The following is a 13,187-nucleotide window of genomic DNA, read 5'->3' on the forward strand; positions in this document are numbered from 1 at the left end:
AGAACAGTGAGTAGACCGATTGGTACATTCAGCCGTGGACGGGGGCGGGAGCAAGGGCGTCCACCACGTCCTGGCGGCGCAGCCGCGTCTGTTTCGGCATGTTCCAGCCGAGTACCGCGGTGACCGCTCCGCCGCTGCTGTAGCGGGCGACGAACCGGCGGGCGCCGAGATCGCCCTCGACGATCTCGGCCTCCGCCCCGGCCGGGATCACTCCGTGCACCTGGAGCTTCGCGTCGAACTGGTCGGTCCAGAAGTAGGGCACGGGCACGTACGGCAGGTTCTCGCCGAGGAGCGCGCCGGCCACGGCGACGGCCTGCTCCGTGGCGTTGGTCCGGTTCTCCAACCGCACCAGCCGGCCGAGGCGTTCGTGCTGGAACCGGGCCACGTCCCCGACCGCGTACACCCCGTCCGCCGCCCGGCACCGGGAGTCGCACACCACCCCGTTGTCCAGGGCCAGCCCGCTGTCCGCGAGCCACTCCGTCGCGGGTACCGCGCCGATCGCCACCACGACCACGTCGGCCGGCAGCGTCTCGCCGCCGGTCAGCCGTACGCCGGTGACCCGGCCGTGCTCACCGGTGAACCCCGCCACACCGTTGCCCAGCCGGAGCCTCACCCCCCGCTCCAGGTGCAGTTCGGCCAGCGCCCGCGACACCAGGGGCCCCACCTGAAGGGCCATCGGTGCCTGGAGCGGGCCGGTGAGGGTGACGTCGAGCCCGAGGGTGCGGGCCGTCGCCGCGATCTCCGAGCCGAGGACCCCCTCCCCCACCACGACCAGCCGCGCGCCCGGCACCAGCGCGCCGCGCAGGGCGAGGGCGTCGTCGAGGCCGCGCAGCACGTGCACGCCCGTCAACTCCGCGCCGCCGGGCAGCATGCGGGGCCGTACGCCGGTGGCGATGACCACCGCGTCGGCGGTCAACTCCCGTCCGGACTCCGTCCGCACGGTCCGGGTCGGCACGTCCAGGGCGACGGCCGCGTCCCCGAGGACGAACTCGGCGTCCAGCGCGGAGAGTACGTCCGCTGTCCGCAGCGCGGTCCGGTCCGGCTCCCAGGCTCCGGAGAGCACCTGCTTGGAGAGCGGCGGCCGGTCGTAGGGGGCGTGCGGCTCGTCGCCCAGCACGGTGATCCGGCCCGGATATCCCTTGCGCCGCAGGGCTTCCGCCGTGCCGAGGCCGGACGCCGACGCGCCCACCACCAGCACGTGGCCCGGGGGCGTCGTGTCGTCCTCGATGCTCATTCATGACTCCGGTTGCGCGTCGGTACGGGTGCACACGGCGGAGAGCGGGTGGTCAAGTCCCGTTTCGCCAGGGGCGGTTGGGGTCCGTTCCGGACCGGTCAGACCAGGTGACGGCCGCCGTTGACGCTGACCGTCTGCCCGGTGACGTAGCTCGCCTCCTCGGAAGCGAGGTAGGCCACCGCGTAGGCGACGTCGTCGGGGAGGCCGGCGCGCTTCATCGGCATCGTGGCCGCGACCGCGTCCACGTCGACCGGTCCCTGGCGGACGAGGGGGGTGTCGATGAAGCCCGGCGGCACGTGGTTGACGGTGATGCCCTTGTCGATGTACTCGACCGCCAGCGCCCGGGTCAGGCCGATGACACCACCCTTGGACGCCACGTAGTGCGCCATGGCGGGGGCTCCGGTCTGGGCGGACGAGGAGGAGATGTTGACGATCCGGCCCCAGCCCGCGGCGAGCATGTCGGGCACCAGCTCCTTGGTGACCAGGAACGGACCCTTGAGGTTGATGCCGATCATGCGGTCCCAGGCGTCCTCGGAGATGTCCGCGAACGGCTGGTAGGCCGTCGTGCCCGCGTTGTTGACGAGGATCCCGACGGGGCCCAGTTCGGCCCGGGTCCGGGTGGCCGCCGCCGCGACGGCGGACGCTTCGGCCGCGTCGCCGGGCACCGCGATCGCCGTACCGCCCGCCTCCCGGACGGCGGCGGCGGTCTTCTCGGCGCCCGCGGCGTCCAGGTCCCACACCGCGACCGCGGCGCCCCGCGCCGCGAGGACGTGGGCGATGGCTTCCCCGATACCGCGGCCGCCGCCGGTGACGACGGCGACCTTTCCCTGTAGTGACATAACGGCTCCTAGTTGTGCGTGGCACCCGGCACGACGGCCGGGTGGGGCGTCAGCGGGAGAGGACTTCGCGGGCGACGCCGCGGGCGGCGGTCGCGCGGGGAAAGCCCGCGTATCCCGCCGCGTGGTAGATGACCTCGGCGATCTCGTCCTCGGTCACCCCGTTGGTGAGGGCGATACGGACATGGGTGCTCAGCTCGGTCTCGGCGCCGAGCGCGATGAGGATGCCGAGCGTCACCAGGCTCCGGTCACGCGGGGCTAGCCCGGTACGGGCCCACAGCGCGCCCCAGACGCTGGTGAGGCCGATCTCCACCAGGTCCTCCCCGAGACGTCCGTCCCGCAGATCGAGATCGCCCTCGGGAAAGACCCCGGGCAGTGCCGCCCGCATCGCCGCCACCCCGGCACTTCGCAGGTCGGTCGGCTGCTGCGCTTCCTCGGCCGTCATATGTGACTCCTGTTGGCACGACTCCGTGTCCCCCGCAGATCGAAAGTTAGATCAATCGGTCGGTACAATCAATCCCTGAGCGCCGGAACGCCGGTCATCACATCCGCCGGAGCCGCCGCGGAGCCGCGTTTCCGTCACGACGCAGCCATTGATCGGGCCAATCCTCTCCTCTACGCTCGACTTCATTCGACCGATCGGTCGATTTAATAATCGGGCTCATCGGGCGAAGCGGCCCCCTGTCATCTGGAGGGCAGATGAACGAATCGACGAACACCCCGGCCACCCCCGCCGAAACGGCGGTCACGGCGGTCACGACGGCAGGACGAGAGGCGGACCGCGACGGTCTGCTGGACGTCGTCGTCGTGGGAGCGGGTGTCACGGGCATCTACCAGCTCTACCGAGCCCGGGAGGCCGGCTTCTCGGCCAAGCTGCTGGAAGCCGGCAGCGGTGTCGGCGGTGTCTGGTACTGGAACCGCTACCCGGAGGCCCGCTTCGACTCCGAGAGCTACTCCTACGGCTACCTCTTCTCCAAGGAGCTGTGGGAGGAGTGGGAGTGGAGCGAGCAGTACGCCGGCCAGCCGGAGATCGAGCGCTACTTCAACCACGTCGTCGACCGCTTCGGCCTGCGCGACGCCATCACCTTCAACACGCGGGTGACGTCCGCCGTCTTCGACGAGGAGACCGGCACCTGGACCGTCACCGCCGAGGACGGCAGCACCCTGCGCGCCCGGTACCTGGTCGCCGCGACCGGCAACCTCTCGGTACCGTTCATCCCGCCCATCGAGGGCCGCGACGACTTCCGTGGCGAGCAGCACCACACCAGCCGCTGGCCCAAGACGCCCATCGACTTCGCCGGCAAGCACGTCGCCCTCATCGGCACCGGCTCCAGCGGCGTCCAGATCGTCCCGGCCATCGCCGACGAGGTCGCCTCACTGACCGTCTACCAGATGAAGGCCGACTGGGTCACCCCGCTCAACAACCGGCCCATCACACCGGAGGAACAGGTCGCGCTCAAGGCCGACTTCGAGCGTATCCGGGACACGCTCAACACCTCGCCCAGCGGCTTCCTGCACAAGCTCAACATGGTCAGCGGCAACGACGTGACCCCCGAGGAGCGCCAGGAGTTCTACGAAAAAATCTGGAACAGCCCCGGTTTCACCAAACTGACCGAGCACTACCGGGACATGACCAGCGATCCCGAACTCAACGCCGAGTGGTGCGACTTCATGGCCGCGAAGATCCGCTCCCTCGTGAAGGACCCCGACACCGCCGAGAAGCTCGTCCCCAAGGACGGCGGCTACGGCGCCCGCCGGCCCCCGTTCGGCACCGGCTACTTCGAGGCGTACAACAAGCCCACCGTGCACCTCGTCTCGCTGCCCGAGGAGCCGATCGTGCGCATCACGGCCGACGCCATCGAGACGAGCGGGGGTTCGCGCGCGACCGACATCATCGTCTGGGGCACCGGATACGACTTCGGTACGGGCGCCCTCAACCGCCTCGGCGTCCAGGGCCGCGACGGCCGGCCGCTGAAGGAGTACTGGTCCGACGGCCCGCGCACCTACCTCGGTGTGGCCACCGCCGGTTTCCCCAACTTCTTCTTCCCCGGCGGTCCGCACGGCGCCCTCGGCAACAACCCCCGTTACGCCGGGGACCAGGCGGACCTCGTCCACGACGCCATCGTCCACGCGCGCGACCACGGCCACGACGTCATCGAGGTGAAGGAGTCCGCCGAGGCCGAGTGGACCGACCTCATGAACTCCAGCGACTCCCTCTCCCTCTTCCAGCGCAGCAGCTACTTCTACGGCGCCAACATCCCCGGCAAGGCCGTGAGCCAGCTCCTCAACCCCACCGGCCGCTGGAAGCTCCAGGAGCTCATCAACGAGCTGCACCAGAACGACTACGCGACCTTCGACTTCGCCAAGTCCCGTTCCGCACAAGGCTGATCGGCCCCCGCCCGGCCCGGCCGGCCACGAGCCGGCCCGGCCGGGCGGGGCTTCCGCGCGTCAGTGCGGCAGCGGTTCGGGAGTGGCGGTCTCCCGGCGGGCGAGGAACTCCCGCATCCGGTCCTCGATGTCCTCGAACTCGCGCCCCGGGCTGCCCATCCCCCGGAAGAAGGTCGCGCAGTACGCGCGCGAGAGGTACTCCGCGTCCCACTCACCGTCGGGCTTCACCCACTGGTACGTGTGGTTGTGCAGGTTGAGGAACTGGAGCGTGGCCAGCCGCGGGTCCAGCGTGCGGAACGAACCGTCCTCCATCGCCGCGACGAGCAGCTCCTGCACGATGTTCTCGAACTCGTGCCGCTGCGTCATCAGCCGGGCCCGGTTCTCCCCGTGCAGGTTGCGGTAGTCGTGCTCGTAGACCCAGACGTGGTCGAGCCGGGCCAGGATGTTCTCCAGCAGCAGCTGCGACAGCATGCGCAGCCGCAGCACGGGCGCCACTTCCAGGGCGGCGATCCGGTGCACCGATTCGAGCATCGGGCGCATCACCCGGTCCTGGATCTCGACGAGGAGATTCTCCTTGGACCCGATGTAGTAGTACAGCGCCCCTCTGGCCAGCCCGGCGACTTCTCCGACCTCGGCGATGCCCGTGGCGGCGTAGCCCTTCTTGGCGAACAGCGCGGCTGCCTTGTCGATGATCTCCTGACGCTTGATCTCGTAACTCGGCCCGTGCCCTGGTGGTCTTGGCATAGTTCGACATTTTAGGGCCTGCGGGGATCAACGGGCGTGCCGGGGATCTTGGACCCGCCGCGCCCCCGCGGCCCGGGGCCGCCCGGTTCAGACCGCGGCGATACGGCGCACGGTGTCCGCGATCGTGTCCCGCGAGGGCAGCCACACCCGCTCCAGCGAGGGCGCGTACGGCGCGGGTACCGGGGGCGGTGCCACCCGGGTGACCGGTGCGTCGAGGTGCCAGAAACCCTCGTCCACGGCGAGTGCGGAGAGTTCGGCGCCGACACCGAAGTCCCGTACGGCCTCGTGGGCGATGACGAGGCGGTTGGTCTTGGCGAGCGAGGCGAGGACGGTCTCACGGTCGAGCGGGGCGATCGTCCGCAGGTCGACGACCTCGACGCTGATGCCCTCGGCGGCCAGCGACTCGGCGGCGGCCAGGGCGTCCTGCACCATCCGGGACCAGGAGACGAGGGTGATGTCCGTGCCCTCGCGGACGACCTTGGCCTTGCCCAGCGGGACCAGGTGATCGGCCGGCGGGCGGGGGCCCTTGAGTCCGTACTGGAGCCGGTTCTCCACGAAGACCACCGGGTTGGGGTCCTGGATGGCGGCGCGCAACAGGCCGTAGGTGTCGGCCGGGTTGGACGGCATCACCACGGTCAGCCCGGGGATGTGCGCGAGGATCGCCTCCAGGCTCTGCGAGTGCTGGCTGCCCGAGGAGCGGCCGGCGCCGAACTGGGTGCGGACGACCAGGGGCATGGAGGCACGCCCGCCGGTCATGAAGCGCAACTTGGCGGCCTGGTTGAGCAGCATGTCCAGACAGACGCCGATGAAGTCCATGTACATGATCTCCACGACCGGCTTCATGCCCGCCATGGCCGCGCCGACCGCCGTGCCCAGGATCGCGCTCTCACTGATCGGAGTGTCACGGACACGGCCCGGGTACGCCTCGGCGAGCCCCCGGGTGAGACCGAAGACGTTGCCGCCCGCGCCTACGTCGATCCCGGCCACGAACACCGATGGATCGGCGGCGAGTTCGTGCTCCAGGGCGAGTCGTACGGCGTCCATGGAGCGGAAGATCTCGGCGTCGGCCGGCAGCGGGGCCGGCTCGGGCAGGGCCCGGCGCGGCGCGGAGACGTGGTCGTACAGGGTGGCGGGGTCCGGCTCGGGCAGGCTTCTCGCCCACTCCACCGCCGCCTCGATCTCCTTCGCCACCTCATCGTCCACGGCGTCGACGAGGGCCTCGGCCACGCCGGCCGCGGCGAGGTGCCCGCGCGCCACGAGCAGGGGATCGCGCTCCTTGGCGGCGGCGACCTCCTCCGCCGGACGGTAGCGCTCGGGGTCACCCTCGTAGTGGCCGTGCCAGCGGTAGGTCTCGGCCTCCACCAGTACCGGTCCCCCGCCCTGACGCAGCCGCTCGACCACGCCCGTCATGATGCCGACCATGGCGAGGATGTCGTTGCCGTCGACCTGCGCGTAGTCGATGCCGTATCCGGCGGCGCGGGCGGAGAGCGGGGCGCGGTGCTGCTCGGCGGCGGGCGAGAACTCGGAGTAGTGGTTGTTCTCGCAGAGGAAGACGACCGGCAGGTCCCAGACGGCGGCGAGGTTCACGGCCTCGTGGAACATGCCCTGGGCCACCGCGCCGTCGCCGAAGAACGCCACGACCACGTCACCCCGCGCGCGCATCTTGGCCGCCGTCGCCACTCCGCCGGCGATGGGCAGGCCGGCGCCGACGATGCCGTTGGCGCCGTAGATCCCGAGACCGGGGTCGGCGATGTGCATCGAGCCGCCGCGGCCGTGACAGGTGCCGGCGTCCTTGCCCATCAACTCGGCCATCATCGAGGCGGAGTCGAGGCCCTTGGCGAGGACGTGGCCGTGGCCGCGGTGGGTGGAGGTGATGCCGTCGCGTTCGGTGAGGGGCCAGCACGCGCCGACGGCGCTCGCCTCCTGGCCGATGGACAGATGGAGGAAGCCGGGGATCTCGGTCGCCTTGTACAGCTCCGAGGCCCGTTGTTCGAACCGGCGGATTCGGCTCATCCGCCGGTACATCTCCAGGAGTTGTTCCGCGTGCGTGTAACCCACACCGGTACTCCGCGGTGCCACAGTCATGCGTCCTCGCTACGCTCGCGCGGGCGATGCGCAGGAGGCACCGCCACGGTCTTCTCTTCTCGATGTGTGGCCCGGGCGCGGAGCCCGGGTGTCAGCCCTGTCCGACCAGTGCCCTGGCGATGACGTTGCGCTGGATCTCGTTGGTGCCCTCGCCGATCTCCAGGATCTTGGCGTCGGCGTAGAAGCGGGAGATCTCCGACTCCCGGATGTATCCGTAGCCGCCGTGGATCTGGACCGCCTGGGAGGCGGCGCGGTTGGCGACCTCGGAGGTGTAGAGCTTGGCCATGGCGGCTTCCATGGCGTGCGGGCGGCCCTGGTCGGCGAGTGACGCGGCGCGGTAGACCATCCACCGGGCGGCCTGGTACTCGGTGCCGATGTCGGCGATCTTGTGCGCGACGGCCTGGAAAGCGGACAGCGGGCGGCCGAACTGGCTGCGCTCCTTGGCGTGTTGGACGGCGAGCGCCAGCGCCGCCTTGGTCAGGGAGAGGCCGAGCGCGGCGACGCTGATCCGGCCCTTGTCCAGCACGGAGAGGAACTGCCGCAGGCCGCCGCCCTCCTCGCCGATCAGCTGCCCGTCCGGAATCCAGCAGTCCTCGAAGACCAGTTCGCGGGTGTCCATCGCGTGCCAGCCCAGCTTCTTCAGCTTGCGGCCACACGTGTAACCGGGGGTGTCCGTCGGCACGTAGAAGGTGGCGAACTGTTTGCGTCCCTCGTCGTCCTTGCCGGTCACGGCGAGGATGGTGACGCCCTGGCTGATCTCGGTGCCGGCGTTGGTGATGAACATCTTGGTGCCGTTGATGAGCCAGCCGCCGTCCGCGCGGCGGGCGCTGGTGGTGATGCCGCTCGCGTCGGAACCCGCCTCCGGTTCGGTGAGGCCGAAGGCGCCGATGGCCTCGCCGCGGGCGAGCGGGGCGAGCCAGCGCCGCTTCTGCGCCTCGGTGCCGTAGGCCAGCAGCGGGAGGGTGGCGATGGTGGAGTGGGCGTTCCAGGAGGAGGCCACCGACTGGTCGGCGGCGCCCAGTTCCTCCATCACGGCGACGTAAGAGACCATGTCGGAACCGGCGCCGTCGTACTCCTCGGGCACCAGCATGCCCATCAGGCCCAGCTCTCCCAGTTTGGTGAAGATGTGGGTCGGGAACTCCTCGTTCTCCGACCATGCCGCGGCGTGCGGGGTGATCTCCCTGGCCGCGAACTCGCGGACCATGTCCTGCAGGGCCCTGGTCTCCTCGGGCAGGTCGAAATCCATGTCACAGTCCCTTCGGGGTCAGCAGAACCTTGAGGTGGCGGGCCCGGTCGGCGGCCAGGTCCGCGAAGACCCCGACGCCGTCCGCGAGCGAGAACCGGCCGGTGAGCAGCGGGCCGGCGTCCAGGCGTCCGGTGCTCATCAGGTCGATGACGCGCGGTATGTCGAAGTTGTAGCCGAGCGTGCCGAGCACGGTGCGTTCGTAGAAGACGAGTTGGCCCAGGTCGATCTCGACCTTCCCGTGGCCGACGCCGGCGAGGACGACCCGCCCGCCGCGCCGTACGGCGGCGACGGCCCCGGCGGCGAGGGCGGCGATGCCGGTCGCGTCGATGACGGCGTCCGGTCCGACGCGGCCGGTGCGCAGGAACACCTCGCGGCGTACGTCCGTCGTGCGCGGGTCGAACGTCTCGGTGACGCCGAGGCCCGAGAGCAACTCCCGTCGCCCGGCGAGGGGTTCGCTGACGTAGAGTCCGGCGGCCCCGGCGACGCGGGCGGCCAGGACCACGGCGACGCCGATCGGTCCGCCGCCGACGACGAGTACGTTGTCACCGGGCCGCACGCCCGCGCGGGTCACCGCGTGGAGGCCGACGGCCAGGGGTTCGGCTAGCGCCGCCATCTCGTCGCTGACGTTGTCGGGCAGGCGCGTCAGGCCGGCGAGGGGCACGGTGACGCGGTCGGCGAAGGCGCCCGCGGACGCCAGTCCCACCGAGCCGCTCTTCGGGCAGATGTGGTATTCGCCCCGCACACACCAGTAGCAGACCCCGCAGCGCCAGACCGGGTCCGCGGTCACCCGGTCGCCGACGGCGATGCCGGGGACCTCGGCGCCCAGGGCGAGGACGGTGCCGCTGAACTCGTGTCCCAGCGCGAGGGGCGGTTCGGCACCGGTGAGCGGATGGGGGCCGCCGCGGATCATGTGCGGGCCTTCGAGGAACTCGTGCAGATCGGTGCCGCACACCCCGCACCAGGAGACCTCGACGACCGCCTCGTGCGGCCGGGGCTCCGGCGGGTCGGGCACCTCCTCCAGCCGCAGGTCCCGAGCACCGTGCCAGCGCAGCGCCTTCACGTCGTACGCCCCTTTGTGTCGTCGCCGTCTTCCTCGTCGCCGTCTTCCTCGTGGCCGTCCGGTGGCGGACCGCCGAACCGTGCCTTGCCGGGCCCTTCCGCGAGGAAGGAACGGAGTCCGGTGGCCGCGTCCGCGGTGCCGAACACCCCGGTGAACAGGGCCCGTTCGAGCGCGAGGCCGGTGGAGAGCGCGGCGTCGCCGCCGTGATCCACCGCTTCCTTGATCGCTTCCAGGGCGGCGGCCGGGCCCGCGGCGAGCCGTGCGGCGTAGTCGAGCGCGGCGGTGTGCACCGTGCCGGCCGGTACCACCTCGTCGACCAGCCCGATCCGCAGCGCCTCCTCGGCCCGTACGCCCCGGCCGGTCATCAGCAGGTTCTTCGCCCGCGCCGGGCCGAGCAGCCGGGTCAGGCGCTGGGTGCCGCCGGAGCCGGGGACGATGCCGAGCCGGACTTCCGGCTGGCCGAGGACGGCGTCGTCGGCTGCCACCCGGTAGTCGGCGCAGAGCGCCAGCTCCAGGCCGCCGCCGAGCGCGTGGCCCGTCACCGCGGCCACGACGGGCATCGGCAGCCGGGCGATCTCGTCGAACGTCCGCTGCAAGGCCCGGTTCCAGCCCCGGACCTCCTCCGGTCCCATCGCGGCCAGTGCCTTGATGTCGGCGCCGGCCGCGAAGAGCCGCTCACCGCCGTAGAGCACCACGGCCCGTACTTCGCGGGCGTCCGCCAGCTCGCGTGCGGCGGCGGCCAGTTCGGCACGCAGCGCGGAGTCGAACGCGTTGAGCGGCGGACGGTCCAGGCGGAGTGTGACGACCGGGCCGTCGGATTCGAGACGGATGGCTGACACGGAGGCTCTCTCCCCTCTTCCCGTTCTCCGGGTTCCCGGGTTCCCGGGTTTCCGTGTTCCCGGTCTCCCGGGAATCGCCCGCCGCACGACGGTTGTCGCGGACACCGGGGCGTCGTAAAGTGCGAGCAGGTTTTATAGACCAATGGGTACACTAAAACTTTGAGGCGGGCAACCGACCGGTCGGAACATTCCCGGTCGCCGAACGAGAGAGTCGCCGTGCACAATTTCGCGAGCATCCTCGACTATCACTCGACACAACGGCCCGACGCCGTCGCCGTAGTACAGGACGAACGGCAGCTGACCGTGCGCGAGCTGCACGAAAGGGTCAACCGGCTGGCGGCCGGCCTGTCCGGACTCGGCGTGGGCCGAGGGGACATCGTCGGACTGCTGCTCTACAACCGGCCCGAGTTCCTGGAGCTGGTGTACGCCGTCAACCGGATCGGCGCGGTCTTCCTGCCGCTGAACTACCGGCTCTCCGAGGACGAATGGCAGTACATCCTCGACCACTCCCGCGCCAAGGTCCTCGTCACCGAACCCGACTTCGTGGCGTCCACCGACCGGATCGCGGTGGGGCTGACCGCTCTGGACCACCGGATCCAGGTCGACGGCGACGCGCCCGGTGCGGCCTGGACCGGCTACGAGGAGCTGCTGGCCCGGCATCCGGACGCCCGGGTGGCGCCCGTCGACGTCGTCCCCGACGACCTCCAGCGGCTTATGTACACCTCCGGGACCACCTCACGTCCCAAGGGCGTCTGCATCACCTACGCCAACCTCCAGGCCAAGAACCTCGCCCACATCGTCCACTTCGGTCTCTCGGCGGCCGACACCACGCTCGTCTGCGGCCCGCTCTACCACGTCGGCGGCCTGGACATGCCGGCGCTCGGGGTGCTGCACGCGGGCGGGAAGGTCGTGCTGCAACGCAAGTTCGACCCCGTGCGCACGCTCGACGCGATCCAGGAGCACCGGGTGACCAACCTCTGGCTCGCCCCCGCGATGGTGAACGCGGTGCTGGAGGTGCCCGGCCGGGAGTCGTACGACACCACGTCGGTGCGGTTCGTGCTGGGCGGCGGCGAGAAGACCCCGGAGCCGGTGCTGCGGCGCGTGATGACCGCCTTCCCCAACGCCTGGTTCGCCGACGCCTACGGCCTGACCGAGACCGTCTCGGGGGACACCTTCCTCGACCGCGAGCACTCCCTGTCGAAGCTCGGCTCGGTCGGGCGGCCCGTCCCGGACACTCTGGTGCGGATCGTCGACGACGGCGGCCGGGAGGTCCCCGCGGGCGAGCTGGGCGAGATCACCCTGCGCGGCCCGAAGGTCTTCGCCGGCTACTGGCGCGACGAGAAGGCCACCGCGGCGGCCCTGCGGGACGGCTGGTTCCACACCGGCGACATCGGACACGTCGACGAGGAAGGGTTCCTCTACATCGACGACCGCAAGAAGGACATGATCGTCTCCGGCGGCGAGAACATCGCCACCCCCGAGGTGGAACGCGTCCTGTACGAACACCCCGCCGTACTGGAGGCCGCCGTGGTCGGTCTCGCCCATCCGCGCTGGGGCGAAGTCCCGCGCGCCTTCGTGGTGTTCAGGCCGGGAGCGAGCGCGGACGCGCAGGAGCTGCGGGAGTTCTGCCGGGCCCGGCTGGCCAAGTTCAAGGTGCCCGGCCACTTCGACATCATCGCCGAACTCCCCCGCACACCCTCCGGGAAGGTCCTCAAGCGGAACCTTCGTGACCTGCCGACGGAGCGCCTCGCATGACCCACGCCGACAGTCAACTGCCCCTGGCCGGACGGACGGTGTGGGTGACGGGCGCGGGCAAGGGGCTCGGCCGCGCCATGGCCACCGCCCTCTCCCGGGCCGGGGCGTCCCTCGCCGTGACGGCACGCACCACGGACGACCTGGAGCGGCTCGCGGCCGAACTCGCGGGCCACGGCGGCGAAGTGCTGGTGGTACCCGCCTCGGTGGCCGACTCGGACGCCGTACGGGCGGCGGTCGGCCGGATCACCGAGTGGACCGGCCGGCTCGACGCCGTGGTCAACTGCGCCGGGGTCAGCCCCCACTTCACCCGCAGCGAGCGGGTCACCGACGAGGACTGGCGGCAGGTTCTCGACATCAACCTGCAAGGCACCTTCTACTGCTGCCGCGAGGCCGGCAAGGTGATGCTGGCCCAGGGGGCCGGCTCGATCATCAACGTCTCGTCGGTGCACGCGAGCACCGGCTTCGAGCGGATCGCCGCCTACGCGGCCAGCAAGGGCGGGGTCGAGGCGCTCGGCAAGTCCCTCGCCGTCGAGTGGGCCGACCGCGGGGTGCGCGTCAACACGCTGGCGCCCGGCTACTTCCGTACGGATCTCAGCTCGGGGCTCCTCGACAGCAAGTGGGGCGAGCGGATCGTCCGGGGCACCCCCCTGGGCCGGGTGGGGGAGGCCGACGAACTCGGCGGCGCCGCGGTGTTCCTCGCCTCGGACGCCTCCCGTTTCGTCACGGGGACCACGCTGACCGTGGACGGGGGCTGGACCGCCTGGTGACGGCGGGACCACCCGCCCTTCCGTCGAACTCCCCCCGCGGGGGCGGCACTTGGCCGCCCCCGCTCGGCATGCCCGGCCCCGGAAGACCGCCGCCCGCTGAGCCCGGAGGCACCGGCCGCGCCCCTCGCGTTCTTTCCGCCGCCATTCTTGAACGATCCATTGATTGTACCGACCGATAGGTCTACTTTACCGCTGAGCCGCACCGCGGCCTTCGTCACGGGAGCCGTGCGTCC

11 protein-coding genes are annotated in these 13,187 nt (G+C 71.0%); 3 read left to right on the plus strand and 8 right to left on the minus strand.

Annotation, left to right across the window (positions count from 1 at the left end):
• Positions 1–28: 28 nt before the first annotated feature.
• The 3 genes from ABZT12_RS18655 to ABZT12_RS18665 all read right to left on the minus strand — a co-directional run bounded on the left by ABZT12_RS18655 (position 29) and on the right by ABZT12_RS18665 (position 2,515).
• A complete protein-coding gene (locus tag ABZT12_RS18655; RefSeq protein ID WP_356385111.1) occupies positions 29–1,234 on the minus strand; it encodes an FAD-dependent oxidoreductase in 1,206 nt (401 codons plus the stop codon).
• 98 nt (positions 1,235–1,332) lie between these two features.
• A complete protein-coding gene (locus tag ABZT12_RS18660) occupies positions 1,333–2,073 on the minus strand; it encodes an SDR family NAD(P)-dependent oxidoreductase (RefSeq protein WP_356385113.1) in 741 nt (246 codons plus the stop codon).
• A gap of 49 nt (positions 2,074–2,122) precedes the next feature.
• The gene (locus ABZT12_RS18665; RefSeq protein ID WP_356385116.1) at positions 2,123–2,515 is read right to left on the minus strand and encodes a carboxymuconolactone decarboxylase family protein; all 393 of its coding nucleotides are present in this window, start codon (positions 2,513–2,515) and stop codon (positions 2,123–2,125) included.
• A gap of 254 nt (positions 2,516–2,769) precedes the next feature.
• Here ABZT12_RS18665 and ABZT12_RS18670 point away from each other — a divergent pair, with 254 nt between their 5' ends.
• Positions 2,770–4,458 carry an NAD(P)/FAD-dependent oxidoreductase gene (locus tag ABZT12_RS18670; protein WP_356385119.1) on the plus strand — a complete coding sequence of 563 codons (1,689 nt, stop codon included), beginning with the start codon at positions 2,770–2,772 and terminating at the stop codon, positions 4,456–4,458.
• Between the two features lie 60 nt (positions 4,459–4,518).
• Here the strand turns inward: ABZT12_RS18670 and ABZT12_RS18675 are convergent, their stop codons facing one another.
• The 5 genes from ABZT12_RS18675 to ABZT12_RS18695 form a co-directional block, all read right to left on the minus strand.
• Entirely contained in the window at positions 4,519–5,202 is a 684-nt protein-coding gene (locus ABZT12_RS18675) for a TetR/AcrR family transcriptional regulator (RefSeq protein WP_356385122.1), read from the minus strand.
• Between the two features lie 87 nt (positions 5,203–5,289).
• Positions 5,290–7,260, minus strand: a complete 1,971-nt coding sequence (locus ABZT12_RS18680) for a dehydrogenase E1 component subunit alpha/beta (protein ID WP_356385125.1) — start codon at positions 7,258–7,260, stop codon at positions 5,290–5,292.
• Positions 7,261–7,378: 118 nt separating this feature from the next.
• A complete protein-coding gene (locus tag ABZT12_RS18685) occupies positions 7,379–8,533 on the minus strand; it encodes an acyl-CoA dehydrogenase family protein (RefSeq protein ID WP_356385128.1) in 1,155 nt (384 codons plus the stop codon).
• A 1-nt stretch (position 8,534) separates the two neighbouring features.
• On the minus strand, positions 8,535–9,593 hold the full coding sequence (locus ABZT12_RS18690) for an alcohol dehydrogenase catalytic domain-containing protein (RefSeq protein ID WP_356385131.1): 1,059 nt from the start codon (positions 9,591–9,593) through the stop codon (positions 8,535–8,537).
• Positions 9,590–10,432: an enoyl-CoA hydratase/isomerase family protein gene (locus tag ABZT12_RS18695; RefSeq protein ID WP_356385134.1), complete on the minus strand. Its 843-nt coding sequence runs from the start codon at positions 10,430–10,432 to the stop codon at positions 9,590–9,592. The genes ABZT12_RS18690 and ABZT12_RS18695 overlap by 4 nt, the downstream gene beginning before the upstream one ends.
• 216 nt (positions 10,433–10,648) lie before the next feature.
• On the opposite strand from ABZT12_RS18695, the gene ABZT12_RS18700 reads away from it, so the two are divergent.
• A complete protein-coding gene (locus ABZT12_RS18700) occupies positions 10,649–12,187 on the plus strand; it encodes a long-chain fatty acid--CoA ligase (RefSeq protein WP_356385137.1) in 1,539 nt (512 codons plus the stop codon).
• Positions 12,184–12,954, plus strand: coding sequence for an SDR family oxidoreductase (locus ABZT12_RS18705; protein ID WP_356385140.1), 771 nt, complete (start codon positions 12,184–12,186; stop codon positions 12,952–12,954). The genes ABZT12_RS18700 and ABZT12_RS18705 overlap by 4 nt, the downstream gene beginning before the upstream one ends.
• Positions 12,955–13,187 lie beyond the last annotated feature (233 nt).

It is taken from the genome of Streptomyces sp. NPDC005423, assembly GCF_040606415.1.
Lineage (GTDB): Bacteria > Actinomycetota > Actinomycetes > Streptomycetales > Streptomycetaceae > Streptomyces.

Excerpts from the sequence above, each read along its gene's own strand:
- ABZT12_RS18655 (WP_356385111.1), bottom strand. The coding sequence starts at position 1,234 with ATGAGCATCGAGGACGACACGACGCCCCCGGGCCACGTGCTGGTGGTG.
- ABZT12_RS18685 (WP_356385128.1), bottom strand. The coding sequence starts at position 8,533 with ATGGATTTCGACCTGCCCGAGGAGACCAGGGCCCTGCAGGACATGGTC.
- ABZT12_RS18670 (WP_356385119.1), top strand. The coding sequence starts at position 2,770 with ATGAACGAATCGACGAACACCCCGGCCACCCCCGCCGAAACGGCGGTC.
- ABZT12_RS18660 (WP_356385113.1), bottom strand. The coding sequence starts at position 2,073 with ATGTCACTACAGGGAAAGGTCGCCGTCGTCACCGGCGGCGGCCGCGGT.
- ABZT12_RS18705 (WP_356385140.1), top strand. The coding sequence starts at position 12,184 with ATGACCCACGCCGACAGTCAACTGCCCCTGGCCGGACGGACGGTGTGG.
- ABZT12_RS18675 (WP_356385122.1), bottom strand. The coding sequence starts at position 5,202 with ATGCCAAGACCACCAGGGCACGGGCCGAGTTACGAGATCAAGCGTCAG.
- ABZT12_RS18665 (WP_356385116.1), bottom strand. The coding sequence starts at position 2,515 with ATGACGGCCGAGGAAGCGCAGCAGCCGACCGACCTGCGAAGTGCCGGG.